The sequence below is a fragment of the Pseudomonas marincola genome, from assembly GCF_900682675.2.
In the GTDB taxonomy this organism is placed as follows: Bacteria; Pseudomonadota; Gammaproteobacteria; order Pseudomonadales; family Pseudomonadaceae; genus Aquipseudomonas; species Aquipseudomonas marincola.
In genome coordinates, this window is record NZ_LR215729.2 from 640,982 (window position 1) to 666,998 (window position 26,017).

A 26,017-nucleotide genomic window follows, 5' to 3' on the forward strand; every position below is an offset into this window, starting at 1 on the left:
CTTCAGTCACTGGCGGAGAGCCTCTTTTCAATGCGTCCAATGATCCAGGACAGCAGGGTAGTCAGAATCAGGTACAAGCCGGCCACGGTAATCCATACCTCGAACGTGGCAAAGTTGCCGCTGATGGCCTCGCGTCCTGCTTTGGTCAGATCGGTAATCGCGATCACCGAAACCAGCGACGAGTCCTTGATCAGGTTGATCAACTGGCCAGCCATGGGCGGCAGTGTGCGTTTGAAAGCCTGCGGCAGAATCACATGGGTCATGGCCTTGGTGTAGGTCATGCCCAACGAGCGGGCTGCTTCCATCTGGCCGGGTGAAATCGACTGGATGCCCGAGCGGACAATCTCGGCAATATAGGCGCCGGTGAAGATCGACAGCGCCATTACACCCGCCGAAAAACGGTCGAGGTTGAGCATGGTGCCCACGAAGAAGTACATGATGAAAATCTGTACCAGCAGCGGTGTGCCGCGAATCAGCCCGATATAGATGAATGACAGATTCTGGCAAGCCGGGTTGCTCGACACGCGCATCAGGCCGGCAGCCAGGCCCAGAAGCGTCGCGAAGAATAACGAGATCAGCGAAATCTTGAGTGTTACCCACAAGCCGTTGAGCAGCGGGCCGGCGCGCCATTGTGTGGTGCGGGCAATAACGTCGCCTTCAAATACCAGGTCACCCTGAACGGCAACCGCCTGGTCATAATCCTTGAATACCTGATTCTTGCCACCGTCATCCAGCGTTACGGTGATGGCGCTTTCGGTTACCTGGCTAACAGTGCCATTGCCACTTGCGCGTAGATCGAGAGGAGCGGTGTTGACGATGTAGGGGAGAACGCGCCCCCATTGCCAGCTGTAGTTGATTTGCTTTGAGGCGATGTACAGCGAGCCCATCAGGCCTGCGATGATAAGCACTGATAAGCCGTGCCAAAGCCAGCGTCGTGGACTGGTCAACAAAGTGACCTCCTGAAAATAAGTCTTTACGGTCTACGCAATACTGCGGATAGAAATCAGGCCAGAGGGTGAGTCTGGCCTGAGGGTCTTACTGAACCTGATCGAGCCAGGTGTCGCTCTGGAACCACTTCGCGTACAGGCGATCGTAGGTGCCTTCACCCTTGATCTGACGCAGGAAGTTGTTCAGCACGTTGAGCATTTCCGGGTCACCCTGGGCAACAGCCCAGCCCAGTGGCTCGTAGGTGAACGGCTGATCGAGGTGAACCACTTTGTCTTTGTTCTGAGCGGTGTAGATCGCGTTGAACGGCAGGTCGTAGATGAAGGCATCGGCTTTGCCGTTGGTGACTTCAAGTACGGCGTCGGACTGGGTTTCGAAGACGTTGATCTTGGCTTTGCTGAGCAGACGCTTGATGGCTTGCTCGCCAGTGGTGCCAAGCTTGGTGGTGATGGTGTATTGCGGGTCGTTCAGATCTTTGTAGTCTTTGATCTTGCCTTTGAGCTTGGGGCTCAACAGGATGCTCTGACCGATAACGATGTACGGGTCCGAGAAGTTTACGCGCATGTTGCGCTGGGTGTTGATGGTCATGCCCGCGTTAATCATGTTGCACTTGCCAGTCAGCAGGGTCGGAATGATGCCGTCCCATGCGGTGTTGACCGGAACATACTTAACGCCCATCTGCTTGGCCAGCAACTTGCCAACATCGATGTCGAAACCGATGAACTGGCCGGCTTTGCTCTTCATTTCGAAGGGCATGTAGCCTGCGTCGAAGCAAACCTTGAGTTCCCCGGATTTTACGATTTCATCAAGAACAGGGCCTGCCTGTGCTGTCAGTGAAGCGCCTAACAAGCTGGCGGTAATTGCCAGACCGGTAAAAAGCTTGCGCATTGTGAGCCCCTTATTGTGAATAGCGCGTTGGCTATCTTTATTTATTTTCATGCACCTACGACTAGGTGACGTTTGTTATAGCAGTTTCGGCTTCTAATTAAAAAGCACGACTATTTGATCAGCAAAATTAATGCCACCAGAACTCTGGAAATTACTTGATGGCCTTGAGGATGACAAACTTGGGGTTGGCGGCAACCTGCTCAACGCCACGAAACAGGCGCTTGAGTTTGGCGTGATAGCCTAGGTGGCGATTGCCGACTATCCACAGCTCACCGCCTTTGACCAACGCGGCGCGCGCTTGCTGGAACATCCGCCAAGCGAGAAAGTCGCCGACAACTTGCTGCTGATGGAACGGCGGATTGCACAGCACCAGATCCAGCGAATCAGCTTCCTGCTGCGCCAGCCCGTCGGCTGCGAGAAAGGTCGCGGGTCGATCGCCCAATGCACTGGCCCAGTTCTCGCGCGCTGACTGCACGGCCATGTACGACTCATCCACCAAGGTCACTTCCGCCTGCGGGCTGCCCAAGGCAAAGGCAATCGCCAGCACGCCATTGCCGCAACCGAGGTCCGCTACGCGGATTTTACCGAGGTGCTTGGGCAGGTGCGGCAGGAAGGCGCGAGTACCAATGTCGAGCCCTTCGCGGCAGAACACATTGGCGTGATTGACCAACTGCAGGGCCGGTTTATCCAGTGCGTACTGACTCGGATAGGGCGAGATCGGCTGCGCTTTAGGCTCTGGTGTGGCGAATAACAGGCGGGCCTTTTTAACTGCCAATGAGGCATTTACCGGGCCGATATAACGCTCCAGCAAATCGCCGGCGGCGCGCGGCAAGTGTTTGACCATGCCCGCAGCAATCACTTCAGCGCCAGGCGCGAGCTGGCCGTGCAAACGAATCAACTGCTCTTCAAGCAGGGCCAGAGTTTTCGGCACGCGGATCAGTACGCGGTCAAATGGCCCCTGCAGTGGCTGGTCGGCCTGCACAAAGTTAACCGCCTCAAGCGGGAGCTGATTACGCCGCAAGTTGGCTTGCAAGCCGAGCAAACCCAGATGTGAATCACCGCTGCTGGTCACCTGCATATGGGTTGCCAGAGAGCAGGCCAGCGCGCCGAAGTTGTCGTTCAGAACCAGCACCCGTGTATCGCTAGCAAGAGCCTGCGGATGCAAGTGCGCGAGCAGGTATTCATCGGCTGCATCAAATGCCTGCAGCGGATCATTCTGTTGCTCGGGCTGGCGGATTAGATCGAGCTGGGCGTAAGGCGTTTGAAATTGAGGCATCGAATACTCGGTTTTGCAGGCGGACAACAATATATAGCGGGTATTGTCGGTGTTACGCGGGCAAATGTCTCGGGGCTCGACAGTCCGCGGCGCAATCGGTCAGTAACCCTAGAAGCTAGCGGTGTTTATCGAGGCTCAATTGGAGGAAACTGGTGGCGTATTCAGCAGGGGGAACTCATGAGCCAGAGCGAAGAGAAATTCACCCGTCAAACCTTGACCGACGTGCAGGTCTGGTCGCCAAGCTTATTCAGTTTACGCTGTACGCGTGATCCGGGATTTCGCTTCAATGCAGGCCAATTCGCCCGCTTGGGTGTTCATAAAGCCGACGGTTCGGTGGTCTGGCGTGCCTATTCGATGGTCTCGGCGCCGCATGATGACTACCTGGAGTTCTTCTCGATTGTGGTGCCAGGCGGCGAATTCACCAGTGAGCTTAATCGTCTGCAGGTTGGCGACACGCTTCTGGTCGACAAGCAGGCATTCGGATTTCTCACGCTCGACCGTTTCGCTGATGGGCGAGATCTCTGGCTGCTGGCCAGTGGCACCGGATTAGCGCCATTTCTTTCGATATTGCAGGGGCTGGAAGTCTGGGAGCGCTTTGAACGGATCGTTCTGGTATACAGCGCTCGCACGGGCGCTGAACTGGCCTATCAGCCTTTGATCAACGGCCTTGGCCAGCTCGAACATCTGGCGCCGTACATTCACAAGTTCAAGTACTTGCCGGTGGTGACCCGTGAGCAGTTGCCCGGCTGCCTGTACGGGCGTATCACCAAGCTGATCGACGAGGGCGAGCTTGAAGCCGCGGCGGGCGCGGTGCTGAGCCCGGATGATTCGCGGGTGATGATTTGTGGCAACCCGCAGATGATTGAAGATACTCGCGCCTTGTTGAAGCAGCGCGATATGCAACTCAGTCTGACGCGCAGGCCGGGCCAAGTGGCAGTCGAAAATTATTGGTAATTGCCTAAACGAACACCCTGCAAAAACAACAATGGCGCTTTTAATCAGCGCCATTGTTGTTTGCCTACAGGCGGGGATTACGGGTTCTGCTGCTTTTTCAGCAGATCACGGATTTCAGTGAGCAACTCCTGATCCATGGTTGGTGCTGGCGGCGCTGCAGGTGCGGCTTCTTCTTTTCGCTTAAGGCTGTTCATGGCTTTTATCGCCATGAAAATCGCGAACGCGACGATCAGAAAGTCGAATACGGTCTGGATAAATTTGCCATAACCGAAGGTCACCGCTGGCACTTCACCGACCGCAGGCTTGAGTACGATCGCCAGGTCAGAGAAGTCCATACCGCCAACGGCCATGCCAAGCAATGGCATGATCAAGTCGGCGACAAATGAGGAGACGATCTTGCCAAAGGCCGCCCCGATGATAATCCCCACGGCCATGTCGACCACGTTGCCTTTCATGGCAAACGTTTTGAATTCGCTCAACATACTCATTTGCAGTCCCTCGGTCTTAGTTATTAACGCAGTTTAAACGAGTGGATGATTGTTTCCAGTTATGACCAACAGTCGAGCGTGATTTTATTTTTTGTGGCTGAACCGGGCCTGTCAGCCATTTTCATGCGCTTATCAAACTGGTGATAGGAGGCCGGTTGGCGGCCCGGCAGAAGGGGTGGCTGTTGAGCCGTGCTCCCTGAGCTAATCTCCTACTACACACACGCGAGGAGGATGCCACCATGCCGTTGCAACTACATTCACTGAAACGTGAGTTCCCGCAGTATGAAGCGCAGATGAGCGCTTTACTCAAGGCCGATGGCCGCTTCACCCGCCAAGCTGAAGAATACGAGCGCCTCGACAAGCAGATTTTTGCGGTAGAGGACGGTCGTGAGGCAATGGACGATAGCGCTTTGCACAGTCTGAAAATGCACCGGGTTACGCTTAAAGACGAACTCCTGCAGACTCTGGAAAAACAAGCCCAAGCCTAACGGGTAGGCTATTGATTGGGATCAATGAGCAACGTAGCGCGTATGGATAGGCTCAAGGTAGTTATCCAAAGGAGCTACGTTATGCACGTTGAACATCACCCGTTGATTCATGATTTCCCGCAACTGCGCGAGGAGCTGCATAACTTGCGCTTGGCCGATGCCGGCTTTGCACGACTGGCCAGTGATTATGAGGCGCTGGATAAACAGATTTGCCGTGCCGAAGACGGCATCGACCTGCTCACGGATGAGCAGTTATCAGAGCTAAAACAGCGCCGCGTGAGCCTCAAGGATGAAGTGGCCAGTAAGCTTAACGCTTCGACTAAAACCTGTTGCGGTGGTTGTGGCGGCTGACAGTTTGCCGCGATCAGGCTGCGGCGCGTTATCATGACGGCTTTGTTCATAGGAGTCGGGTGATGGCCAAGGCCAAGCGCATGTATGGTTGCACCGAATGCGGTGCAACCTTTCCTAAATGGGCCGGCCAATGTGGCGAATGCAGCGCCTGGAATACCCTGGTTGAAACCGTTCTCGACACCACGCCTTCTGGTGGCAGCGGCGCAGGTGGGCGCGCCAGTTGGACCGGTCAACACACTGAGCTGAAAACCCTGGCCGAAGTCAGCGTCGAGGAAATGCCGCGCTTTTCCACCGCCTCCGGCGAGCTGGATCGCGTTCTCGGTGGCGGCCTCGTCGATGGCTCTGTGGTTTTGATTGGCGGTGATCCGGGGATCGGTAAATCGACCATTCTTCTACAAACCCTGTGCAGCGTTGCCATGCGTTTCCCGGCGCTTTACGTCACCGGTGAAGAGTCGCAGCAGCAGGTTGCCATGCGCGCAAGGCGCTTGGGGCTGCCGGAAGACAAACTCAAGGTGATGACCGAAACCTGCATTGAAAGCATCATCGCCACCGCGCGTCACGAAAAACCCAAGGTCATGGTGATCGACTCGATCCAGACCATCTTCACCGAGCAGTTGCAGTCTGCGCCGGGCGGCGTTGCTCAGGTTCGCGAGAGTGCTGCGTTGCTGGTGCGCTTCGCCAAGCAAAGCGGTACGGCTATCTTTCTGGTGGGCCATGTCACCAAAGAAGGCGCCTTGGCGGGGCCGCGTGTGCTTGAACACATGGTTGATACCGTGCTGTATTTCGAAGGTGAATCGGACGGCCGCTTGCGGCTGCTACGCGCAGTCAAGAATCGCTTCGGCGCGATCAACGAGCTAGGCGTATTCGCCATGACCGACAAGGGTCTGAAAGAGGTCACCAACCCCTCGGCCATTTTCCTCACGCGCGCTCAGGAAGAAGTCCCTGGCAGTGTGGTGATGGCGACATGGGAAGGTACGCGGCCGATGCTGGTCGAGGTGCAGGCGTTGGTTGATACCAGCCATCTGGGCAATCCCCGTCGGGTAACGCTGGGTCTGGATCAGAACCGGCTGGCAATGTTGCTCGCGGTTCTGCATCGCCACGGCGGGATTCCGACCTATGATCAGGACGTCTTTCTCAACGTGGTGGGCGGCGTAAAAGTATTGGAGACCGCTTCCGATCTGGCGCTGATGGCCGCGGTTATTTCGAGCCTGCGCAACCGTCCCTTGGCCAATGATTTGCTGGTGTTTGGCGAGGTTGGCTTGTCTGGTGAGATACGCCCTGTACCAAGCGGTCAGGAGCGCCTCAAAGAGGCTGCCAAACATGGCTTCAAGCGGGCAATCGTGCCCAAGGGCAACGCTCCCAAAGACGCTCCGAACGGCCTGCAAGTTATTGCTGTTACGCGGTTGGAGCAAGCACTGGATGCACTGTTTGACTGATGGCTCGGTCAGCGTTTCAGGCGCTCTCGCCCAAGGCGGCGAGTTCGCGCTCGAGCAGATCGCTGTCTGCCAGATTGAGTTCAACCAGTCTGCGCAGATGGCTGATTGAGTCCAGGTCGATATGCTGGCAGGTGAAGGCAAGTAGTTCGCCATCATCGCGCGCCAGCGTCGCCTCCATCTCGACCACCGTCTCCGCTCCCAACTCGACACGCAGGGTAAATTCCTGCGCTGAGTCGCCGCTGAAGTCCGCCGGGCGCACGGCTAACAGGCCGCGCAGCGATAAATCATGCAGCTCTGTGGCCCACTGTGCGTTCCCTTGCAGTATCTGTGTAGGGGCATCAAACGCGATACGGTGAAAGCGCCGACGATCGTTAGCGTGTTCGCTCATGCAAGTATTCCTTTTGCGATCAACTGACTATAGCCAAAGGCCGATAGATTGTTTGGTAATTCGACAAAAGTCCCACCACTTCTGGAGGGTAATCTTGACTTAGAGCGGGTTTCTAACGGATGAGTCGCATTTGACAGGACCGGATCTGTCGCCAACTATGCATGTGCAGTTTTTAATATTTTTTGCGGAGCACAAGAAAAATGGACAAGCGAATGCTGAGCAAAGGTTTGATTTTTGGTTTGTTGACTGTAGCCAGTGTCGCGGCGCATGCGGACGCGCCCGGAGGCAATGGCTGTGGTTGGGGTAACATGCTGTTTGACGGCCAGCGCGGTTTGGCCCCAAGCGTGTTGGGCATGACCACCAACGGGACTTCGGGCAACGCTACATTCGGTGTGACCTCGGGCACCAATGGTTGCACCGCCGGTGCGCGAATCGGCTACAGCGGCCGCTCGATGCTGGCCATGAACGGCATGCTCGACTCGATCGCAGTCGATATGGCGCAAGGTCAGGGTGAGGCGCTCGACGCTTACGCCGTATTGCTTGGCGTACCTGCTGAGCACCGCGCCCAGTTTGCCAAAGTCACCCACGATAATTTCAACCAGATCTTCTCGGCACCGGATGTCACCAGTGAGCAAGTGCTGACGGCGACCATGGATGTCATGAGCCGTGATCCGCAACTGGCTACCTACGCCAAGACGCCGGCTTAATCGCACGATTGTAAGCCACAAAAAAGCCCGCCAATCGGCGGGCTTTCTCGTATCAGCCAGTGCTTACTTGCCGTATACCGGGAAGCGTGCGCACAGGGCTTTGACTTGCTCGCGAACGCGCTCGACAACCGACTCGTCGCCCAGATTAGCGAGAACTTCGCAGATCCAGGTGGTCAGCTGACGGCACTCTTCTTCCTTGAAACCGCGGGTGGTAACTGCCGGGGTGCCGATACGCAGACCCGAAGTTACGAACGGTGAACGCGGATCGTTCGGAACCGAGTTCTTGTTGACGGTGATGAAGGCGCGACCCAGTGCAGCGTCGGCGTCTTTACCGGTGATGTCCTGCTTGATCAGGCTGAGCAGGAACAGGTGGTTTTCGGTGCCGCCGGAAACGACGTCATAACCGTTCTCGATGAACACGCTGGCCATGGCCTGAGCGTTCTTCACAACCTGCTGTTGGTAAGCCTTGAACTCAGGCTGCAGAGCTTCTTTGAAGCACACGGCCTTAGCGGCGATTACGTGTTCCAGCGGGCCGCCCTGACCACCCGGGAAAACAGCCGAATTCAGCTTCTTCTCAAGGGCTTCGTTGCTGCGAGCCAGGATCAGGCCGCCGCGTGGGCCGCGCAGGGTTTTGTGAGTAGTGGTGGTTACCACATCGGCAAACGGAACCGGGTTCGGGTAAACGCCTGCAGCGACTAGGCCGGCTACGTGAGCCATGTCGACGAACAGGTAAGCACCCACTTTGTCGGCGATTTCACGGAAGCGCGGGAAATCAAGAACCTGCGAGTAGGCAGAGAAACCGGCAATGATCATCTTCGGCTTGTGCTCAACCGCCAGACGCTCGACTTCGTCGTAGTCGATCAGGCCGCTGTCGTTGATGCCGTACTGCACAGCATTGTAGATCTTGCCGGAGAAGCTGACGCTGGCACCGTGAGTCAGGTGGCCGCCGTGTGCCAGGCTCATGCCCAGAACGGTGTCGCCCGGGTTCAGCAACGCCATGTAAACGGCGCTGTTGGCTTGCGAGCCGGAGTGCGGCTGCACGTTGGCGTAGTCGGCACCAAACAGCTCTTTGGCGCGGTCGATTGCCAGTTGCTCGACGATATCAACGTACTCGCAGCCACCGTAGTAGCGCTTGCCCGGATAGCCTTCGGCATACTTGTTGGTCAGTACCGAACCTTGCGCTTCCATCACCGCTGGGCTGGTGTAGTTTTCCGAGGCGATCAGTTCGATGTGTTCTTCCTGGCGCTGGGCTTCCTGCTCCATCGCGGCAAACAAATCGGCGTCAAAACGGGCAAGATTCAAATCACGGCTGAACATGGCTATCCCCTGAGAAAATCAGCTGGGCTGTTAAAAGAGGGGGCGAATATTACCTTATCTAGCCGTTTCAGGGGTATGAAACACAGTCATATTGCGGACAAGCGGCCCTCATGTGCGCGTTGCTGGCCGAGGTTTTATTCGGCGGCGGATTCTTGCGCCTGCACAGCGCCGTTGACGCAAGGCTGATAATGCGCAAAAAGATGCTGAAAATGCGCCGAATCGTCGGCTGTCGTTTGCCCTCAAGCCCCCGTTCCGGTAGCTTTGTCGCACGCGCGCGCAAACTGTTCATGTCTGGCGCCGCAGGCCGGCTGTAAAGGTGCAGTAAACCACCAGCGGACACTCTCGGGCCACACACGGGCGCACAATCCGCCCCCTGTGAGCAGTCCGACAGCTGACAGCCATCCATCAGTTTCCACATAGAGACCCAAGGTTATCCATGGCTCAATACGTCTACACCATGCATCGGCTGAGCAAAGTTGTGCCGCCGAAGCGGGAAATTCTGAAAAATATCTCCCTGTCGTTTTTCCCGGGCGCCAAAATTGGCGTACTCGGCCTGAACGGCTCGGGTAAATCTACGCTGCTGAAAATCATGGCTGGCGTTGATACCGAATTCGACGGCGAAGCCCGCCCGATGCCGGAGCTGAATGTCGGCTACCTGCCGCAAGAGCCGCTGCTCGACCCAAGCAAGACTGTGCGTGAAGTGGTTGAAGAAGCGGTCAGCGCGATCAAGGATGCACAGGCGCGCCTTGATGAAGTCTATGCCGCTTACGCCGAGCCGGATGCCGATTTCGACAAGCTGGCTGCTGAGCAAGCCAAGCTTGAAGCCATTCTGCAAACCTCCGACGGCCACAACCTTGAGCGTCAGCTGGAAGTTGCCGCCGACGCTCTGCGCCTGCCAGCGTGGGATGCTAAGGTCGAGCACCTGTCCGGTGGTGAAAAGCGCCGCGTGGCACTGTGCCGTCTGCTGCTGTCTGCCCCCGACATGCTGCTGCTCGATGAGCCAACCAACCACCTGGACGCCGACTCCGTGGCCTGGCTTGAGCACTTCCTGCACGATTTCCCGGGCACTGTGGTTGCGATCACCCACGACCGTTACTTCCTGGATAACGTAGCGGGCTGGATTCTCGAACTCGACCGCGGTGCGGGCATCCCGTACGAAGGCAACTATTCGGGCTGGCTTGAAGCCAAGTCGGATCGTCTGGCGCAAGAATCCAAGCAGCAGTCGGCTCACGAGAAGGCCATGAAGGACGAACTGGAGTGGGTGCGCAAAGGCGCCAAAGCCCGCCAGTCTAAATCCAAGGCACGTCTGCAACGCTTCGAGGAAATGCAATCGCAGGAATTCCAGAAGCGCAGCGAAACCAACGAGATCTACATCCCGGCTGGCCCGCGTCTGGGCGACAAAGTCATCGACTTCGTCAACGTCAGCAAAGGTTATGGTGACCGTGCATTGATCGACAACCTGTCGTTCAGCATGCCGAAAGGCGCCATCGTCGGTGTGATCGGCGGTAACGGTGCCGGTAAGTCGACCCTGTTCCGCATGCTCATGGGCAAAGAACAGCCAGACTCGGGCAGCATCGAGCTCGGTGAAACCGTGCAACTTGCTTGCGTTGACCAGAGCCGCGAAGACCTCGACGGCAGCAAGACTGTCTGGGAAGCCGTTTCCGGTGGCTCCGACATGATCAAGATCGGTAACTATGAAGTGCCGTCGCGTACCTACGTAGGTCGCTTCAACTTCAAGGGCGGCGATCAGCAAAAGTTTGTCAAAGACCTCTCCGGTGGTGAGCGCGGTCGTCTGCACTTGGCGCTGACCCTGAAAGAGGGCGCCAACGTCTTGCTGCTCGACGAACCGTCAAACGACCTCGACGTAGAAACCCTGCGTTCGCTGGAAGAAGCGTTGCTCGATTTCCCTGGCGCTGCCATTGTGATCTCGCACGATCGCTGGTTCCTCGACCGCGTTGCCACGCACATTCTGGCGTACGAAGACGACTCGCACATTGAGTTCTTCGAAGGTAACTACACCGAGTACGAAGCGGATCGTAAGAAACGCCTGGGTGATGCGGCGGCGCAACCGCACCGCGTGCGTCACAAGAAGCTCGCGCAGTAACGCGCAGGCTTCTCTCAGCAGTACCGCGTGAATAGAAAGCCGGTCGATGCAAGTCGACCGGTTTTTTTATGCCCTGAATTAATCCCCGAATCGTTTACCCGCGAGTAATTCTCTGCGAGGTATTGGCCGAAAATTCCTTGCGTACCCGCACGCACGACAAGCCCCAGACGAAATGAATACTCTGCACTCAATTCGATATTGAGCGGAGAAACGCCGTGACTGACTGGCGCACGATTAGCCTGTGGATGGATCAGCTTGAGCAGCCGCTGCGCCCGCGCCCCGCGTTGGGTGAAGACCTGCAGGCGGACGTCGCCATCATCGGCGCCGGTTATACCGGCCTCTGGACGGCGTATTACCTCAAGCGTCAGGCGCCGCATCTTAAAGTCGTCATTATTGAGGCCGAGACCGCGGGCTTCGGTGCCTCCGGGCGCAATGGCGGCTGGCTGATTGGTGACATTCTCGGCAGTGCACGCCTGCTGTCAGGCCTTGAGGCCGAGGCGCGGCATGCGGCTTACAACTTGTTGCACGGGATTCCGGATGAAGTCGGGCACGTGCTTCAGCGTGAATCCATCGACTGTGATTATCGCAAAGGCGGCTCGCTGTATTGCGCGGCGCGCTATCCCGAGCAGGAAGTCGCCTTGCGTGCTCAGTTGCAAGATGCCCGCAAACTGGGGTTGGGCGAAGATGATTATCGCTGGCTGGCGCCGGAAGAACTGGCGGGCCAGATACGCATTGCCAACCCCTACGGCGCACTCTTCAGCCCGCATTGCGCGACCATCCAACCGGCGCGGCTGGTGCGTGGCCTGGCCGAGTGTGTCGAGCGCCTTGGTGTGCAGATTTACGAGCAAAGCCGCGTAACGCATTGGCAGTCCGGTTTGCTGCGCACGGCTCAGGGTTCGGTGAAAGCCGACTGGCTGGTGCCGGCCGTGGAAGGTTACGCCGGCTCATTGCCGCCTCTGGGGCGATATCAGTTGCCAGTGCAAAGCCTGATTGTGGCGACCGCGCCGTTGTCTGCCGCCACGTGGGCGCAGATCGGGCTGGAACACGGCCAGGCCTTTAGCGAGAACAGTCGGCAGGTGACCTATGGCCAGCGCACGGCGGATAACCGACTGGTATTCGGCGCGCGGGGTGGTTATCAGTTTGGCGGGCGTTTGCGCAGCGATTTCACGCTCAAGGAGCACGAAGTCGAGTTGCGTCGCTACTTGTTTGGCGAGCTTTTCCCTCAACTGCGCAACGTCGAACTCACCCACGCCTGGGGTGGGAATCTAGGCATGGCCCGACGCTTTCACCCGCACATGCTGGTCGACCGCAGTGCCGGCATTGCCCTGTCCGGAGGTTATGGCGGCGAAGGTGTGGGCGCCAGCAACTTGGGCGGGCGCACCCTGGCCGCGCTTATCCTCGGCCAGAGCAACGAGCTGACGCAACAGCCGTGGGTGCTTGGTGATAAGCCGCTGAAAAACCTGTCTGGCTGGGAACCGGAGCCGCTGCGCTGGCTGGGTTACAACGCGATCATCAAAAGTTTTGTGCATGAAGACAAGGTGCTGGCAAGGCGTGCATCGGCGCCGTGGCAGCGCAAGTTTGCCGGGCATCTGGCGGGCTTCATGGAAAGCCTGATGCGCTAAGCGCAGCACACTAATAAGCAAAGTACTGGAGCCGTAAGATGAGCATCACCCAATTCAAACAGACCGCGACGCTGCTGCTCGATGAGTCCAATCCTGTCGCGGTGCCTGTCGGCGAGCCAGTGGCAATCGCCTCGACTCATAGCGTTGAGCGCAGTGATGGTGTGGAGACTGGCGTCTGGGAGTGTACGCCCGGTCGCTGGCGGCGACAGATCGTCCAGCAGGAGTTTTGCCACTTCATCTCGGGACGCGCCACGTTTACCCCGGATGATGGAGAGCCCATCATGATCGAGGCCGGTGATGCGATCTTGCTGCCGGCCAACTCGATGGGAATCTGGGATATTCAGGAAACTCTGCGTAAGAGCTATGTGCTGATCTTTTAACGCGTGTCAGTTACGCCCGTGTGATTCATCCGGGGGATCGCTACAAGCTGCGTTCACGCTCGCGTCGGGGTGCCTGAGTTATTCAGTGAATAAAAAATGCCGGTCGCGCATAACGCTCCGGCATTTTTTATGGGGGGGCTATTTTACGGTGGTCGCTGGAAAGGCTTTAGTGCCGAGTATTTCACCCTCGACTTCCTTGCCGTAGAAGCCATCGTCGTCGGCGTGATACTGCTTCGCAGTGGCCGCGACATCGCCTTCAAAGCGCGGGTCTTGTGGGCGCTCGCGACTGTTGATGTAGGCCGCGACATCCCATGCCTCTTGCGGCTTCAACTGCACAGCCTTGCCCAGCGGCATATTCTCGTATATGAACGTCGCTGCAGTGTTTACCCGGTGCATGCCTGCGCCCCAGTTGTAGGACTGCGCGCCCCAGAGTGGCGGCAGTACAGTGACGTCTGCCATTTTTATGCCTTGGCCATCTTCGGCATGGCACAGCGCGCAATGCTCGGCATAAATCTTGGCGCCGCGCTCGGGCGAGGGCGCTTGATCGGTTTTATCCAGTTTGGCAAAGGCGCGGCCCGGCATTTGGCCGCGTTTATCCAGCTTGACCTTGTCTGATAAAGGCCCAGGTAATTTGAAGTCGTCGATGTTGCCGCCTTGCTGCAGCGCCGCATCGCTCAGCTCAGGCACTGCGGTTTTTTGCATGCCGAACATGTCGAGCAGCCCACCCATCAACAGCCAGTAAGAATATGCCGAGATGGCGACCAGCTCGGGAGAGTCGATTGCTGGTGCCTTGCCGTTCATGGAGAAGTTGAAGCAGCCCTGAACGCGCTCGGCAAAGGTGTTCACGTGGTTATTCTTTTTACGGAACGCCGGGTACGCCAGATAGGCTGCCCACATCGGCGCTGCATAGGCTTTGGCGCCTGCGTCGAGGTGGCAGTTGGTGCAATTGAGCTGGTTGCCCACCGAGCGGCCGTTGAGTTGCTGGGTATTGACGAACAATTCATAGCCCTTGCGAATCTTGTCGCCAAATGCTCCCTTGGGGATTTCGCTCAAGTCTCGTGGAACGAAGTAGCCCAGGTTGGTCGCCTTTGGCTGCGGTGGAATTTCTTCCTGCATGTCGGCAAAGTACGCATCGGCCATCGCCACCCCAGTGCCGCCTAACAGTGTCAGCGCCAGCAAAGCTTTTTTGATCATCATGGCATTAACCCCTATTGGATGGCTGACAGGTAAGTGGCAAGGGACTTGATTTCGTCTTCCTTGAGCTTGGCGGCGATGTGCCCCATGGTGTTGTCGTGGTCACCACTGCGCTCAAGTTTGCGCCATGCAATCAGTTGCTCCGCCAAGTAGTCAGCCTGCTGGCCAGCGAGCCTCGGGAAGCTGCCTCCGCCAGCTGCAGACGGGCCATGACAGCTGTAACAGGCCGGCAGGCCACGCTTCAAGTCGCCCTGGTAATAGAGTTTTTCAGCGCCGGACAAGGCTATCTTGTCGCCGCGCAATTGCCCCTTGAGTGGGCTGCCCTGCGCTGCAAAGTAACTCAGCGCAACCTTGCGTGCGGGCAGATCAACCAGGCTCTGCGCCATGAGTGTCATCAAGGTGTTGTTGCGCCTGCCAGCAATGAAGTTCTCGATTTGCGCATCAAGGTATTGTTCGCTCATGCCACCGATCATGGGGCCTTGCGCTGTTCCCTGACCTTTATCGCCATGGCATGTCACGCATTGTTGCGCCTCTGTGGGTATATCAGCCGCCTGCGCGGTTGCCGCCATCAGTGTTAGCAAACCACTCACTATTATTAGATTTCGCATTACACGTCCCCGTCAGTCACCCAACTGCATTACTCACAGCATAGGTGAGCGCTCTGCAGTTGTTTGCAAAGGTGAAAATATCTGCGATGTGACGTGATTCTGACGGATTGCAATGGGCCAATAGCCCTTGGCGATCAAGCTTTGTAGGAAAAGGCTTACAAGTCATGTCGGGAAAGACGACTATTTGGCGCTCAACGACGAGCGTAGTCTTTGCTCATGGACATCGCGCAGGACGCGCAGCGCAGGAAGCGCCAAGTACAGCTACACCGTACCGCATGGAAACGATGGATTGCAGCCACGGATAGCAAGCGGATCATGGAAGTCAGCTACAGTCTGCATAAGGCCCCGCTCTGCGGGGTTTTCTTTTATCTGGCATTCGCCAAATTCAAACCAGCACGCCCAGCCTGGTCAGAGACCAATAGCCAGGCACGTGGTTTTTACGGCTCAAGCCTGTTTCGGATGCATCTCAACCCACTGCGCGTAGGCGTTGATGAACTTCTGCAGGAACGGTGTGATTCCCTCTGTCAGCTTGCCTTCGTCATCAAAGAAACTCCCTGCGCCACCCAGATAGGCTTCGGGTTGTTGCATCATCATGACGTCGAGAAACACCATGGACTGGCGCAAGTGATGGTTAGCCCCAAAACCGCCAACAGCGCCCGGTGATGCGCTCAGAACAGCGCCAGGCTTACCGCTGAAGCCGCTCTTGCCATAAGGCCGGGAGCCCACGTCGATGGCGTTTTTCAGTGGCGCTGGCACCGAGCGGTTGTACTCAGGCGTCACAAACAGCAGGGCATCTGCGGCGTTCAATTTTGCTCTGAACACGTTATAGGCATCGGGCGCAGAAGTGCCGTCGATGTCTTCGTTATAGAGCGGTAGCGCGCCAATTTCGACGATTTCCAGTTGCAGTGATGCGGGCGCAAGATCTGCCAGCGCCAATGCAAGTTTACGGTTGATCGATCCGCGGCGCAGGCTGCCGACCAAAACTGCAACATGACGTACTTCGCTCATACAAACTCCTCAAATCGAAAGCTCAATGGTTAAACTACACAAACTATAGACGCCTCCGGTCGAACTATGGCGACGCAGGCTTGACGTTCTGTCTTCACCAGCCGAATGTTTAGCCGAGCAGCATGCCATCTGATTGTCATTTTCATGGCGGATGCTGACGCTATAACAATCATCTCCTCAGGCCGCTTGGCCTTTCGATCTGCCTTCTGACCACTGACAGAGCATCCGATTAATCCCGGAAGGAGTTTTATATGCGTCCATTAGCTGCTTTCTCGCTACTTAATACCTATGACCCAGATTCACAGCTTGAGGCTGAGGATGAACCGCGCGTAATAGCCTCAAACCCGCCTGCGCCGCGTATTCATGGGCAGATAACTTGCACGGTTGCGGCCATTGATGCGGCGTTATTGCAGTTGAAGAGGCCGGGTAAACCCAGCGGCGTGCGTAGGGATTAGTCCTTCGCCGCACATGCAGCCTGACTGAGCTGAGGCTTGAGTCGGTCAGGCTGTTTCGCTGGTCTTTTGGTTGGCGCATGAGCGCATGTGGAAGGCTATCGAGCGAGTGACTGATGCTGCAACGGCATCGGTTTTGGTCGGCAGACGCGAGGGCGACAGGGTGCTCAAACGCGATTTATGCAAATAAAAATGGTTTTCGTTCAGCAGCAAAATAATCGGTCGCGTGAGTGCTTGTTTTTTGACGAAACGCCTGAGATAGACAATCTGCTCGGGTAAGTCATTGATAAAAATGTGGTTTTGTATATTCCATTTTTTCATTTTCGAGATGGTATTAATACCAAATTGAACTTTCGCGACAAAATTATCCTGCTACATTCCAAGACATTATTAAAAAAGATGTCACGGTGATATCACATGGATGTGGAGTCCAACCCTATGCTCGGTCTGTCAGATCGGGCAGATGTAGTGCTGCTAACCCGTCATCAACTCCTGGGCCAATTGCTTCAGCATTTTCTGGCTAATTTGCCGGATCTGAGTCTGTCCCTGCAGTCTCTGCCTGAAGATATTGGCAGCGGAAATGCCCTCCTGCTGCTGGATACCGCAAGCGTAGATTGCGCTGAACTTTCTCGTGTTTTGGCTCTGGTCGATGACGGCTGCGCAGTGGCACTGGTGAATACCAATCCCGAGCAGGCCGAGCAGATTCTTGAGCAGTTTCCATGGGTGCGCGGGGTGTTCTACAGCCACGTCACGCGGGAGCATTTGCTGCAAGGTATCCGCGCCTTGCTCGCCGGGAATGACTGGTTGCCGCGTCCCTTGATGGAGCGGCTGGTCGGTCAGTTACGCTCCTTGCGCGGGGCGCCGCAAGAACGCGAAGAGGCTGAGCTAACCCGCCGGGAACTGGAGATCATGCAACTGGTGGGCAAGGGCTTATCCAATACCGATGTGGCGGCATTGCTCAATCTGAGCCCGCACACCATCAAAAGCCATGTGCATAACCTGCTGCGCAAACTCGGCGTGTCCAATCGTGCTGAAGCGGTTTATCTGTTGCGCGATCAGTTGGGCAGGGAGTGAGGGCTATGCGGATTGTATGGCTCGTTCTGATGTGCCTGCTGGCAGCCAATGCGGTTGCCAAAAATCAGGAAGACGAGATCAAAGGCTTCGTGGTGGATCAGACCATTTCGCGAATTGGCCACGAGTTCTACCAACACTTCACTGACCGCCTGCGCGATACCAGCCCGATGGATTTCAATCTGGTGGTAGTCGAGCGGCCGTCTGCACGTTGGGGCAGCTTGATTTGGGTCGAGTTCGAGCGGCGTATGCTCTATCGCAGTTTCCTCCAGCCCAACACCTCGCAACTGCAAGAGACGGCTTATCAGGCCGCAGACTTTGTGCAGGAGGGCATTGCCCGGCAAAAGTTGGAGCAACTTTTTGATGACACGTTTGATATGGACAAGGACGAAATATGACTAGGCGTACATTGACTCTCGCGGCGGGGGTGTTGCTGGGCTGTTCGACAGCGGTTTCGGCAACCGAGTTGGTCTACACACCCGTGAACCCTTCGTTTGGCGGCAACCCGATCAATGGCAGTTACTTGCTCGGCAACGCTCAGGCGCAAAACGACTACAAAGACCCGGATACCCCGGACTTTTCCTATGAGCAGCCCAGCGCGCTGGACCGGTTTACCGATCAGTTGCAGTCACGGCTTCTCAGTCAACTGTTAACAGATGTCGGTAATGGCAACACCGGCAGCCTGTCTACCGACAGCTTCCTGATCAATATCGTGGATGACTCGGGCGCACTCAGTGTTGAGGTGACCGACAAGCTCACAGGTGAAGTTTCAGTTATTGAAGTGAGCGGCCTTAACGCCACTTATTGAATTGCCGATAAGGAAGTCTGAAACATGAAACGCTACGTATTGACGGCTTTGATGCTGGTTGCGTTACAAGGTTGTGCCGTCCGCGAGCCGATGCCCGCCGAGCATGATGCCGATACCCCGACACTGACGCCCCGGGCCTCAACCTATTACGATCTGCTGCAACTGCCTAAGCCAAGAGGCAAGCTGGTCGCGGCCGTTTATGGTTTTCGCGACCAGACCGGCCAGTACAAACCCCTGCCTTCAAGCTCGTTTTCGACCGCTGTAACCCAAGGCGGCGGCAGTATGCTGGTCGACGCATTACAGGCCAGTGGCTGGTTCAGCGTGCTGGAGCGTGAAGGCCTGCAAAACGTGCTGACCGAGCGCAAAATTATTCGCGCGGCGCAGAATAAGTCTGAAGGCGGCAACAACCCGCAAATGCCACAACTGCCTTCGTTGATGGCGGCCAACATCATTCTTGAGGGCGGTATTGTGGCCTACGACACCAACGTGCGAACGGGTGGTGAAGGTGCGCGCTACCTGGGCATTGGAGTGTCCGAGAAATATCAGGTTGATCAGGTGACGGTGAACTTGCGTGCCGTCGATGTGCGCGGCGGGCAGGTGTTATCTAACGTGATGACGACCAAAACCATCTACTCGGTCGACCGCAGCGCGGGGGTCTTCAAATTTATCGAGTTCAAGAAACTGCTTGAGATAGAAGCGGGCTACACCACCAATGAACCCGCGCAGCTGTGCGTGTTGTCGGCCATTGAGTCGGCTGTCGCGCATCTGGTTGCGCAGGGTGTCGAGCGTAATCTTTGGGTGATGGCAGACAACGTACCTATCGAGCAAACCAATCTGGTGAAGTTTCTCGACCAGCAGCAAACCAGCCTCTGAGGCTTAAACCAGTTTGCCACCATTTGGCCCCGTCCGCTTTCAGCGGGAGGGGCCAAATGGTTTCTGGGCAGTGTAAAGCTGAGCGCTGCTGCGCCTTGGCTTCGCTGACACCCCAACTCCCTGAATCCTGAATACGCGCCTGCAGTGTCGCAGCCCGATTGCGCGGGCACATTGTGCGCGGTTACTACTCGGTATTAATCGGTTGGATAGGGGGCTTAATCCCTGTTGTATGACGAGGGCCGGATTTTTACACCGATTGGGCGATGTTGGTGTGCCACTACCGCGGCAACAATGTTGCTCAATTGAAGTGGAGCAACGCCCATGTCCCTCCGTTCACAGATCAACGCATTACTCATGGCTTCCATGCTTGGCCTTGGCTTGGCAGGCGGTGCCGTGATGGCTGCAGATCTGCAAGACAACCAGGACCTGATGGCGGGCACAGAGCTTGGCCAGGACCTCTCGGCGCAACTGGCAGGATTGTCTGGCGAGCAAAAAGCCCTGTTATTGCAGCAGGGCTACAGCAACGTCGGCAAGATCACCCAGATCGGCAGCAACCAAGCGGTGATGCTGCAAAACGGCGCTGATTTGTTGGGCGGAATCGTCCAGGTCGGCAGTGATCAGGAAGCCTACATCCTCCAGCAAGGCGCAGCTAACGCGGCCGGCATCATCCAATTCGGTAGCGGCAACGATGCGCTGATCATCCAGAACGGCGCTTTCAATCAGGCACTTATTACACAGAACGGTGTGGGCAATAACGCCCAGATCATGCAGGACGGTTACGCCCTGCAAAGTAGCGTTACCCAGTGGGGTAACGGCAGTGGCAGAAGCGTCGTAGTACGCCAGTACCGCTGAGATTGGCAACTAACTTGACTCATGCAACGGATGCATCAAAGGAGAAATACCATGCTCAAGCTCAACGCAATTGCAGCGGCACTGATCGCACTTTCCAGCGCCCAGGCCATGGCAGCAGACAACTATGCACTGCAACTTCAAGCGGGTGTTGAAAACGAAGCCGAAGTTGATCAAACCACCGGTTCATTGAGCAACTACGCGCTGCAAGGGCAGGCGGGTGTTGGCAACGATGCAACCATTACACAAAAGAACAGCGGCGCTAACTTAGCTGTTCAGGGGCAAGCTGGGTTCGATAACGTCGCGGCTGTTAAGCAAAACCTCGCCGGTGGTTCAGGGGCGCTCCAACTCCAGGGTGGTACTGGCAACGATGCGCAGGTCACTCAGACGCTTACGATTGGCGCAGGGGCAAGCCAAGTGCAGCTAGGCACCACCAACCAGGCGGTTACCACTCAAACAGGGCAGACCGGCAGTACTGCCGCGACCTATCAGTACGGTAATGGCAACACTGCTGAGGTGCAGCAACAAATTGTGGGTTCAAGCAACTCGGCTAGCGCTACCCAAGTCGGTAGCTCTAACAATGTTCTGGTGACACAGAACAGTTCAGGATTCCTCGGTTTAAGCCCAAGCTCCAGCAACCAGGCTAATACCTACCAGGAAGGCGACCGCAACAAGGCTTATGTTGGCCAGACCGGGACCGGCAACACAGCAACCACTTCATCGGTCGGTAACGACAACAGAATACTGGCAGGCACCAGCAAATCACCAAGCGGCAACGGCCAGTCGGGTTCAAACCAGGTGGCGAGCCTGCAGCAAACGGGTGACAGCAATCTGATTTCGTTGCGTCAAAGCAATAACGGAAACAATGCTACGGCCAATCAGATTGGTGACTTCAACACTGCGAGCATTAGCCAGCCAAGCAGCGGCAGCGTTGCCACTGTCGACCAGACGGGCGACTGGAACAAGGCTACTGTTAGCCAAACGCGCAATCGTCAGACTTCCGATATCGACCAGAATGGCGTTGGTAATACCGCGACGACTAGCCAGGGTGAGAGTAACGACAACATCGCCAGCATCAATCAAGACGGCAATTGGAACACCGCCGACACCGTGCAAAGAGGTAAGGCGAACGAGGGCTATGTAACTCAGTCCGGTGACTGGAACAATTCCACCGTTGATCAGAGCAACGAGTACAACCGGGCTGACGTTTCGCAAGATGGCACTGGCAACACCTCTGGTGTGTATCAGGCTGATGGCTCGTTAAACGTTGCAGCGGTTGAGCAGGTCGGCGACTGGAACGTTTCATCGATTAAGCAATATGGTTCTGAGAACGGCGCTACTGTTGCTCAAGCTGGTAACTGGAACGAGGCGACTACTCTGCAAACGGGTAGCGGCAATCAGGCGGATACAAGCCAGTCCGGCGACTGGAACGTGGCCACAACCACTCAGAACGGTAATGACCATAGCGCTGATGTGACTCAGGACGGAACCGGTAATAATGCGACAGTTGATCAGTTTGGCGGCAACGGCAATGCATCGACGATTGATCAAACTGGCGGTTGGAACACTGCCAAGAGCACGCAGGACGGCTCAGGTAACGTTGCCGAACTGACCCAGGACGGTAACTGGAACAACGCGACCGGCAACCAGAATGGCAGCAGCAACGAGCTGTATTTCAGCCAGAATGGAACGGGTAACGAGCTGACTGCTGATCAGTCTGGCAACGGCAACATGATTGATGGTTTCTCAACTGGCAATTACAACGTGGCCGATATCGACCAGGTGGGTAATGGTAACGATGCGACTGTTCGTCAGCTTGGTGAGAACAACGACGCGTCGGTGGACCAGAATGGTGGTCATTACGCTCAGGTTGCACAGATCGGCTGGGGTAACGATGCCAACATCGTGCAAACCGGCACTGGCAACTCGGCCTGGGTGGGTCAGGTTGGCGCCGCTAACCTCAGCAACGTGACGCAAGGCGGTAGCAGCAACATCGCGATGGTCGGTCAGGTTGGCGCGAGCAACGTGAGCACCATCAACCAAAACTAAGCGCCGTCAGCCGCCTCGGCAACGGGGCGGCTTCTGGCAGGAAACGAATGTGTTATCGATTGCACTAACGTCCCTACTCCTTGCCTCAGCCTCACCGGCTGGGGCTTCTTTGTTTCTGCAGCCGGTTTCGGCAACCCAGTTGGAGCTGCGCCTGTGCTTCACCGGCGACGGCCAACAGGTGCGCTACGACCTCGAAGTACTCACGGTGTCGGCTGCGGGCAGGCAACGCTCGCGACAAGGCGGTACGTTGCTGGCGACCGCAACGCGCGCGTGTCCGATACTTAATCGCATGGGTACCAGCGCAGATCGCAGCGTTGAGGCTACCGTGCACTGGTGGGTTGATGGTCAGGAGCAAGCGCCGCTGGAGCAGCGCTTTCCTGAAAGCCAGCAGAGCAATGGTCGTGCTGGTGAGCAGACTTAGCGGCGCTGATTTCTTGCGCTAAAGCGTTGTCGCCAATTGCGCACTCAAGCCCATGGCTTGTGGTTGGAACAGGCGCGCATCCATCAGTTTGGGCTGGCGAATGATCGGCTTGAAATCCATCCGCTCAACGATGTCGCGCTGAATATCGATCCCCGGTGCTACCTCAATCAGCTCCAGCCCCTCGGTGGTGAGCTCGAATACGCAGCGTTCAGTGACATACAGCACGGGCTGGCCGCGTTCTGCTGCCTGTTTCCCCGCGAATGTACGGTGCTCGACTTCGCCGACGAACTTGCGCATTTGCCCGTCTGTGATGATTTGCAGCAGGCCATTGTGAATACGGATGTCTTGTTTGCCAGCGCTGAATGTACCGGCGAAAACCACCTGTTTGGCGTTTTGGCTGATATTGATAAAACCGCCCGCGCCCGCCAGCCGACTGCCAAACTTCGAGACATTCAGGTTGCCCGCTACATCGGCCTGCGCCAGCCCGAGTACGGCCAGATCCAACCCGCCGCCGTCGTAAAAATCGAACTGATAGGGTTGATCGATCAAGGCGCTGTGATTACTCGCCGCGCCGAAGTCCAGCCCAGATGCCGGTACGCCACCGATCACGCCGGGCTCTGCCGTGAGTGTGAGTAAATCACTCACGCCTTCTTCGGCGGCAACGGCGGCCACACCTTCCGGCATGCCGATGCCCAGATTAACCACCGAGTTGGCCTTAAGTTCCAGCGCGGCGCGGCGGGCGATCAGCTTGCGCACATCGAGCGGCAGCGGCGCCAGGCTGTCCATTGCCACCCGCGTTTCGGCAGAGAAGGCCGGGTTGTAACCGGTGGCAAAGGTTTGCTGATGGTTTTCGGGGGCGGCAACAACAATGCAGTCGACCAGAATGCCGGGGATTTTAACGTCGCGCGGATTCAGCGAGCCGCGTTCGACAATCCGCTCAACCTGCGCGATCACCAAACCGCCGCTGTTATGCGCGGCCATGGCGATGGCCAGGCTTTCGATGGTCAGCGCTTCGCGCTCCATGCTCAGGTTGCCGTCGGCATCGGCGCTGGTGGCGCGAATGATGCCAACGTTGATCGGCAGCGCCGGATAGAACAGATAGTCCTGATCATCTATCGGCATGTGCCGCACCAGATCCACTGTGGTTCTGGCGTTCAACTTGCCGCCGCCAAACAGCGGGTCAACAAAGGTGCCCAGACCGACCTTGGACAGTTGCCCCGGTTTGCCCGCCGCGATATCGCGAAACAGTTGGGAGATAACCCCTTGCGGCAAGTTATAGGCTTCGATCAGGTTATCCACAGCCAGCTTCTGCAAGCCGGGCACCAATCCCCAATGGCCGCCGATTACGCGGCGCACCAAACCTTCATGGGCCAGATGATTAAGCCCGCGCTGTTTGCCATCGCCTTGGCCAGCGGCGTACACCAGCGTCAGGTCGCGCGGGGCTTGTTGGGCAATGAAGCGTTGTTCCAGCGCCACGGCGATTTCCTCGGCAAAGCCAATGCCTACAAAACCGCCGGTGGCGACGTTGCTGTTGTCCTGTATGCGGGCCACCGCAGCGGCGGCCGTCATGATCTTGCTCATGCGGTTTTACTCAAATCAATACGCAATAACGGAACTGCGCAGCGCTAAGGACTTGCTGGAGCTGCACGCAGAGGCAGGCAGCAAGTCGAGAGCGCCACGTTTGTCGCCTCTGGTCAGAAGCTACCGAACAGTGTTCCGAGGGCAATCACCACCGCCAGAGCCATCATCGGGAAGGCCACGGTGTTGACGAAAATAAACTTGTACGACTCACGGTGCGTGAGTTTGCAAATGGCCAGCAGCGAGATCACCGCGCCGTTGTGCGGCAGGGTATCCATGCAGCCAGAGGCCATTGCTGCGACGCGGTGCAACAGTTCGGGGCTGATGCCGGCGGTGGTGGCCAGTGTCATGTATTGCTCGCCGAGGGTTTTCAGCGCAATCGACATGCCGCCCGAAGCCGAGCCGGTAATACCCGCGAGAATATTCACCGCCACCGCTTCCGAGATCAGCGGGTTATCCGACACGCCCAGCACCAGATCGCGGATAACCACAAAGCCCGCCAATGAGGCGATGACGGTGCCGTAACCGACTTCGGCGGCGGTATTGAGAATCGGCAACATGGAGCCGAAAGCACCATCGTTGACGGTTTTCTTCAGGTCCATCCAACGACGCCAGTGCATGACGATCAGCAAGACGATCGCCGATGCCAACGCAACAATGATCGACCAGATGCCGATCAGTGATTTGGCATCAGCCAGGCCGCCAAATTCAGGCTTGGCCAGATAGCTGGCATCGATGCCCGGCAGGATTTGCTTGGCCATTACATAGTTGAGGCCGATCACGATCAGAATCGGCAGCAGCGCCAACCAGAAACCGGGAGTGTGGCTGTAGTCTTGCTCAACCGGGTCTTCGCGGTGGTCGCCGTAGCCCTCGCCAGCTGCTTTCAGTTTGCGTGCCTGGCTGGTGAGCCACCATGAACCAAGGCCGAACATGATCAGGCCCGCGATGATGCCAAGGCCGGGAGCTGCGAAGGCATCGGTGCCGAAGAACGGGTTGGGAATCGCGTTCTGAATGGCCGGCGTGCCGGGCAGGGCGGTCATGGTGAAAGTGAACGAACCCAGCGCAATCGCGCCGGGGATCAGGCGCTTGGGAATATCGGCTTCGCGAAACAACGCAGCGCCAATCGGGTACACCGCAAAGGCCACCACAAACAGCGAAACGCCGCCGTAGGTGAGAATGCCGCAAGCCAGCACAATCGCCAGAATCGCCCGCTCGCTGCCCAGCTTGGCAACAATGCCGTGGGCGATGGCGCGGGCAGAGCCGGAGTCATCCATGAGTTTGCCGAACAATGCGCCGAGCAAAAACAGCGGGAAGAACTGAATGACATAGCCGCCCATGGCTTTCATGAACACTTGGGTGTATGTGGGCAGCAGCATGGCCACTTCGCCGGAGAATAGCAGGGCGAGCAACGCAAGAAGGGGAGCGAGTATCAGCACGTTAATGCCGCGATACGCGAGGTACATCAGCAGTGCGAGGGAAATCAGAATACCAAGGGTACCCATCGTAAATTCCTTTTGTTGTTATTGAGGTCGTGCTCTTTGGCGCGCCGGGTAGCGCTACGCGCAGTCAGCAGCGCGCAGCATTGGCGTGATAGAGCGAAAGGTGTGCCAGTTGTCGTAAGACCTTAGTCGGACAAGCCTGCACGGCAGGCAGGCTGGGGTTTACAGCCCGTCAGGCGATTGTGCGGGGCGATTTGGCGAGGGTTTTGATATGTCGCGATATGCCCAAAAAATTGGACATGTATGATTCTTTGGATGAATTT

Annotated in this window: 27 protein-coding genes; 15 read left to right on the forward strand and 12 right to left on the reverse strand. The window is 56.9% G+C overall.

The window, feature by feature from the left end; all coding sequences use genetic code 11:
• Positions 1 to 2 precede the first annotated feature (2 nt).
• The 3 genes from PMYSY11_RS02785 to PMYSY11_RS02795 form a co-directional block, all read right to left on the reverse strand.
• Positions 3 to 887 carry an amino acid ABC transporter permease gene (locus tag PMYSY11_RS02785; RefSeq protein ID WP_239655581.1) on the reverse strand — a complete coding sequence of 295 codons (885 nt, stop codon included), beginning with the start codon at positions 885 to 887 and terminating at the stop codon, positions 3 to 5.
• Positions 888 to 1,035: 148 nt separating this feature from the next.
• A complete protein-coding gene (locus PMYSY11_RS02790; protein WP_069902556.1) occupies positions 1,036 to 1,833 on the reverse strand; it encodes a transporter substrate-binding domain-containing protein in 798 nt (265 codons plus the stop codon).
• Between the two features lie 151 nt (positions 1,834 to 1,984).
• Positions 1,985 to 3,109 (reverse strand): methyltransferase, encoded by a 1,125-nt coding sequence (locus PMYSY11_RS02795; RefSeq protein WP_150548265.1) that lies wholly within the window; start codon positions 3,107 to 3,109, stop codon positions 1,985 to 1,987.
• A gap of 177 nt (positions 3,110 to 3,286) precedes the next feature.
• On the opposite strand from PMYSY11_RS02795, the gene PMYSY11_RS02800 reads away from it, so the two are divergent.
• Positions 3,287 to 4,063, forward strand: coding sequence for a ferredoxin--NADP reductase (locus tag PMYSY11_RS02800; protein ID WP_150548266.1), 777 nt, complete (start codon positions 3,287 to 3,289; stop codon positions 4,061 to 4,063).
• A gap of 77 nt (positions 4,064 to 4,140) precedes the next feature.
• Here the strand turns inward: PMYSY11_RS02800 and mscL are convergent, their stop codons facing one another.
• On the reverse strand, positions 4,141 to 4,551 hold the full coding sequence (gene mscL, locus PMYSY11_RS02805) for a large-conductance mechanosensitive channel protein MscL (protein WP_090515751.1): 411 nt from the start codon (positions 4,549 to 4,551) through the stop codon (positions 4,141 to 4,143).
• A gap of 239 nt (positions 4,552 to 4,790) precedes the next feature.
• Here mscL and PMYSY11_RS02810 point away from each other — a divergent pair, with 239 nt between their 5' ends.
• The 3 genes from PMYSY11_RS02810 (at position 4,791) to radA (ending at position 6,826) form a co-directional block, all read left to right on the forward strand.
• Entirely contained in the window at positions 4,791 to 5,039 is a 249-nt protein-coding gene (locus tag PMYSY11_RS02810; protein ID WP_069902560.1) for an HP1242/YdcH family protein, read from the forward strand.
• Positions 5,040 to 5,120: 81 nt separating this feature from the next.
• Entirely contained in the window at positions 5,121 to 5,390 is a 270-nt protein-coding gene (locus PMYSY11_RS02815) for an HP1242/YdcH family protein (RefSeq protein WP_090515753.1), read from the forward strand.
• Between the two features lie 62 nt (positions 5,391 to 5,452).
• A complete protein-coding gene (gene radA / locus PMYSY11_RS02820) occupies positions 5,453 to 6,826 on the forward strand; it encodes a DNA repair protein RadA (RefSeq protein WP_069902562.1) in 1,374 nt (457 codons plus the stop codon).
• A 16-nt stretch (positions 6,827 to 6,842) separates the two neighbouring features.
• Here the strand turns inward: radA and PMYSY11_RS02825 are convergent, their stop codons facing one another.
• Positions 6,843 to 7,214 (reverse strand): PilZ domain-containing protein, encoded by a 372-nt coding sequence (locus tag PMYSY11_RS02825; RefSeq protein WP_150548267.1) that lies wholly within the window; start codon positions 7,212 to 7,214, stop codon positions 6,843 to 6,845.
• Positions 7,215 to 7,414: 200 nt separating this feature from the next.
• Between PMYSY11_RS02825 and PMYSY11_RS02830 the strand changes: the two genes are divergently transcribed.
• Positions 7,415 to 7,921: a DUF3015 domain-containing protein gene (locus tag PMYSY11_RS02830; protein ID WP_069902564.1), complete on the forward strand. Its 507-nt coding sequence runs from the start codon at positions 7,415 to 7,417 to the stop codon at positions 7,919 to 7,921.
• A gap of 63 nt (positions 7,922 to 7,984) precedes the next feature.
• Here the strand turns inward: PMYSY11_RS02830 and glyA are convergent, their stop codons facing one another.
• On the reverse strand, positions 7,985 to 9,238 hold the full coding sequence (gene glyA / locus PMYSY11_RS02835; RefSeq protein WP_150548268.1) for a serine hydroxymethyltransferase: 1,254 nt from the start codon (positions 9,236 to 9,238) through the stop codon (positions 7,985 to 7,987).
• A gap of 436 nt (positions 9,239 to 9,674) precedes the next feature.
• Between glyA and ettA the strand changes: the two genes are divergently transcribed.
• The 3 genes from ettA to PMYSY11_RS02850 all read left to right on the forward strand — a co-directional run bounded on the left by ettA (position 9,675) and on the right by PMYSY11_RS02850 (position 13,344).
• Entirely contained in the window at positions 9,675 to 11,342 is a 1,668-nt protein-coding gene (gene ettA, locus PMYSY11_RS02840; protein ID WP_069902567.1) for an energy-dependent translational throttle protein EttA, read from the forward strand.
• A gap of 215 nt (positions 11,343 to 11,557) precedes the next feature.
• Complete coding sequence (locus PMYSY11_RS02845; protein ID WP_150548269.1) at positions 11,558 to 12,964, forward strand: NAD(P)/FAD-dependent oxidoreductase; 1,407 nt, start codon at positions 11,558 to 11,560, stop codon at positions 12,962 to 12,964.
• A 38-nt stretch (positions 12,965 to 13,002) separates the two neighbouring features.
• Complete coding sequence (locus PMYSY11_RS02850) at positions 13,003 to 13,344, forward strand: cupin domain-containing protein (protein WP_150548270.1); 342 nt, start codon at positions 13,003 to 13,005, stop codon at positions 13,342 to 13,344.
• A 138-nt stretch (positions 13,345 to 13,482) separates the two neighbouring features.
• On the opposite strand, the gene PMYSY11_RS02855 is transcribed toward PMYSY11_RS02850, so the two are convergent.
• The 4 genes from PMYSY11_RS02855 to PMYSY11_RS02870 form a co-directional block, all read right to left on the reverse strand.
• Complete coding sequence (locus tag PMYSY11_RS02855) at positions 13,483 to 14,541, reverse strand: c-type cytochrome (protein WP_150548271.1); 1,059 nt, start codon at positions 14,539 to 14,541, stop codon at positions 13,483 to 13,485.
• An 11-nt stretch (positions 14,542 to 14,552) separates the two neighbouring features.
• Positions 14,553 to 15,146 (reverse strand): c-type cytochrome, encoded by a 594-nt coding sequence (locus PMYSY11_RS02860; protein ID WP_069902570.1) that lies wholly within the window; start codon positions 15,144 to 15,146, stop codon positions 14,553 to 14,555.
• 444 nt (positions 15,147 to 15,590) lie between these two features.
• Positions 15,591 to 16,154, reverse strand: coding sequence for an NADPH-dependent FMN reductase (locus PMYSY11_RS02865; protein ID WP_069902571.1), 564 nt, complete (start codon positions 16,152 to 16,154; stop codon positions 15,591 to 15,593).
• A gap of 500 nt (positions 16,155 to 16,654) precedes the next feature.
• Complete coding sequence (locus PMYSY11_RS02870; RefSeq protein WP_204881721.1) at positions 16,655 to 16,927, reverse strand: hypothetical protein; 273 nt, start codon at positions 16,925 to 16,927, stop codon at positions 16,655 to 16,657.
• A gap of 117 nt (positions 16,928 to 17,044) precedes the next feature.
• Between PMYSY11_RS02870 and PMYSY11_RS02875 the strand changes: the two genes are divergently transcribed.
• The 7 genes from PMYSY11_RS02875 to PMYSY11_RS02905 all read left to right on the forward strand — a co-directional run bounded on the left by PMYSY11_RS02875 (position 17,045) and on the right by PMYSY11_RS02905 (position 22,677).
• Positions 17,045 to 17,680 carry a helix-turn-helix transcriptional regulator gene (locus tag PMYSY11_RS02875; protein WP_150548272.1) on the forward strand — a complete coding sequence of 212 codons (636 nt, stop codon included), beginning with the start codon at positions 17,045 to 17,047 and terminating at the stop codon, positions 17,678 to 17,680.
• A gap of 5 nt (positions 17,681 to 17,685) precedes the next feature.
• A complete protein-coding gene (gene csgE / locus PMYSY11_RS02880) occupies positions 17,686 to 18,075 on the forward strand; it encodes a curli production assembly/transport protein CsgE (RefSeq protein ID WP_150548273.1) in 390 nt (129 codons plus the stop codon).
• Positions 18,072 to 18,485 carry a curli assembly protein CsgF gene (locus PMYSY11_RS02885; protein WP_069902575.1) on the forward strand — a complete coding sequence of 138 codons (414 nt, stop codon included), beginning with the start codon at positions 18,072 to 18,074 and terminating at the stop codon, positions 18,483 to 18,485. Before csgE ends, PMYSY11_RS02885 begins: the two co-directional genes overlap by 4 nt.
• Positions 18,486 to 18,509: 24 nt before the next feature.
• On the forward strand, positions 18,510 to 19,358 hold the full coding sequence (locus PMYSY11_RS02890) for a CsgG/HfaB family protein (RefSeq protein ID WP_069902576.1): 849 nt from the start codon (positions 18,510 to 18,512) through the stop codon (positions 19,356 to 19,358).
• 321 nt (positions 19,359 to 19,679) lie between these two features.
• The gene (locus PMYSY11_RS02895; RefSeq protein ID WP_090515775.1) at positions 19,680 to 20,210 is read left to right on the forward strand and encodes a hypothetical protein; all 531 of its coding nucleotides are present in this window, start codon (positions 19,680 to 19,682) and stop codon (positions 20,208 to 20,210) included.
• A gap of 51 nt (positions 20,211 to 20,261) precedes the next feature.
• Positions 20,262 to 22,256 (forward strand): beta strand repeat-containing protein, encoded by a 1,995-nt coding sequence (locus PMYSY11_RS02900; protein WP_172970658.1) that lies wholly within the window; start codon positions 20,262 to 20,264, stop codon positions 22,254 to 22,256.
• 109 nt (positions 22,257 to 22,365) lie between these two features.
• Positions 22,366 to 22,677, forward strand: a complete 312-nt coding sequence (locus PMYSY11_RS02905; protein WP_150548275.1) for a hypothetical protein — start codon at positions 22,366 to 22,368, stop codon at positions 22,675 to 22,677.
• 18 nt (positions 22,678 to 22,695) lie between these two features.
• On the opposite strand, the gene PMYSY11_RS02910 is transcribed toward PMYSY11_RS02905, so the two are convergent.
• Positions 22,696 to 24,258, reverse strand: coding sequence for an acyl CoA:acetate/3-ketoacid CoA transferase (locus tag PMYSY11_RS02910; protein WP_150548276.1), 1,563 nt, complete (start codon positions 24,256 to 24,258; stop codon positions 22,696 to 22,698).
• A gap of 113 nt (positions 24,259 to 24,371) precedes the next feature.
• Positions 24,372 to 25,757 carry a GntP family permease gene (locus PMYSY11_RS02915; RefSeq protein ID WP_069902581.1) on the reverse strand — a complete coding sequence of 462 codons (1,386 nt, stop codon included), beginning with the start codon at positions 25,755 to 25,757 and terminating at the stop codon, positions 24,372 to 24,374.
• Between the last annotated feature and the right edge of the window lie 260 nt (positions 25,758 to 26,017).

Coding starts and splice junctions, on each gene's coding strand:
- PMYSY11_RS02785 (WP_239655581.1), bottom strand. CDS start 887: ATGGGCTCGCTGTACATCGCCTCAAAGCAAATCAACTACAGCTGGCAA.
- PMYSY11_RS02790 (WP_069902556.1), bottom strand. CDS start 1,833: ATGCGCAAGCTTTTTACCGGTCTGGCAATTACCGCCAGCTTGTTAGGC.
- PMYSY11_RS02795 (WP_150548265.1), bottom strand. CDS start 3,109: ATGCCTCAATTTCAAACGCCTTACGCCCAGCTCGATCTAATCCGCCAG.
- PMYSY11_RS02800 (WP_150548266.1), top strand. CDS start 3,287: ATGAGCCAGAGCGAAGAGAAATTCACCCGTCAAACCTTGACCGACGTG.
- mscL (WP_090515751.1), bottom strand. CDS start 4,551: ATGAGTATGTTGAGCGAATTCAAAACGTTTGCCATGAAAGGCAACGTG.
- PMYSY11_RS02810 (WP_069902560.1), top strand. CDS start 4,791: ATGCCGTTGCAACTACATTCACTGAAACGTGAGTTCCCGCAGTATGAA.
- PMYSY11_RS02815 (WP_090515753.1), top strand. CDS start 5,121: ATGCACGTTGAACATCACCCGTTGATTCATGATTTCCCGCAACTGCGC.
- radA (WP_069902562.1), top strand. CDS start 5,453: ATGGCCAAGGCCAAGCGCATGTATGGTTGCACCGAATGCGGTGCAACC.
- PMYSY11_RS02825 (WP_150548267.1), bottom strand. CDS start 7,214: ATGAGCGAACACGCTAACGATCGTCGGCGCTTTCACCGTATCGCGTTT.
- PMYSY11_RS02830 (WP_069902564.1), top strand. CDS start 7,415: ATGGACAAGCGAATGCTGAGCAAAGGTTTGATTTTTGGTTTGTTGACT.
- glyA (WP_150548268.1), bottom strand. CDS start 9,238: ATGTTCAGCCGTGATTTGAATCTTGCCCGTTTTGACGCCGATTTGTTT.
- ettA (WP_069902567.1), top strand. CDS start 9,675: ATGGCTCAATACGTCTACACCATGCATCGGCTGAGCAAAGTTGTGCCG.
- PMYSY11_RS02850 (WP_150548270.1), top strand. CDS start 13,003: ATGAGCATCACCCAATTCAAACAGACCGCGACGCTGCTGCTCGATGAG.
- PMYSY11_RS02855 (WP_150548271.1), bottom strand. CDS start 14,541: ATGATGATCAAAAAAGCTTTGCTGGCGCTGACACTGTTAGGCGGCACT.
- PMYSY11_RS02860 (WP_069902570.1), bottom strand. CDS start 15,146: ATGCGAAATCTAATAATAGTGAGTGGTTTGCTAACACTGATGGCGGCA.
- PMYSY11_RS02865 (WP_069902571.1), bottom strand. CDS start 16,154: ATGAGCGAAGTACGTCATGTTGCAGTTTTGGTCGGCAGCCTGCGCCGC.
- PMYSY11_RS02870 (WP_204881721.1), bottom strand. CDS start 16,927: ATGAAAAAATGGAATATACAAAACCACATTTTTATCAATGACTTACCC.
- PMYSY11_RS02875 (WP_150548272.1), top strand. CDS start 17,045: ATGCTCGGTCTGTCAGATCGGGCAGATGTAGTGCTGCTAACCCGTCAT.
- csgE (WP_150548273.1), top strand. CDS start 17,686: ATGCGGATTGTATGGCTCGTTCTGATGTGCCTGCTGGCAGCCAATGCG.
- PMYSY11_RS02885 (WP_069902575.1), top strand. CDS start 18,072: ATGACTAGGCGTACATTGACTCTCGCGGCGGGGGTGTTGCTGGGCTGT.
- PMYSY11_RS02890 (WP_069902576.1), top strand. CDS start 18,510: ATGAAACGCTACGTATTGACGGCTTTGATGCTGGTTGCGTTACAAGGT.
- PMYSY11_RS02895 (WP_090515775.1), top strand. CDS start 19,680: ATGTCCCTCCGTTCACAGATCAACGCATTACTCATGGCTTCCATGCTT.
- PMYSY11_RS02900 (WP_172970658.1), top strand. CDS start 20,262: ATGCTCAAGCTCAACGCAATTGCAGCGGCACTGATCGCACTTTCCAGC.
- PMYSY11_RS02910 (WP_150548276.1), bottom strand. CDS start 24,258: ATGAGCAAGATCATGACGGCCGCCGCTGCGGTGGCCCGCATACAGGAC.
- PMYSY11_RS02915 (WP_069902581.1), bottom strand. CDS start 25,757: ATGGGTACCCTTGGTATTCTGATTTCCCTCGCACTGCTGATGTACCTC.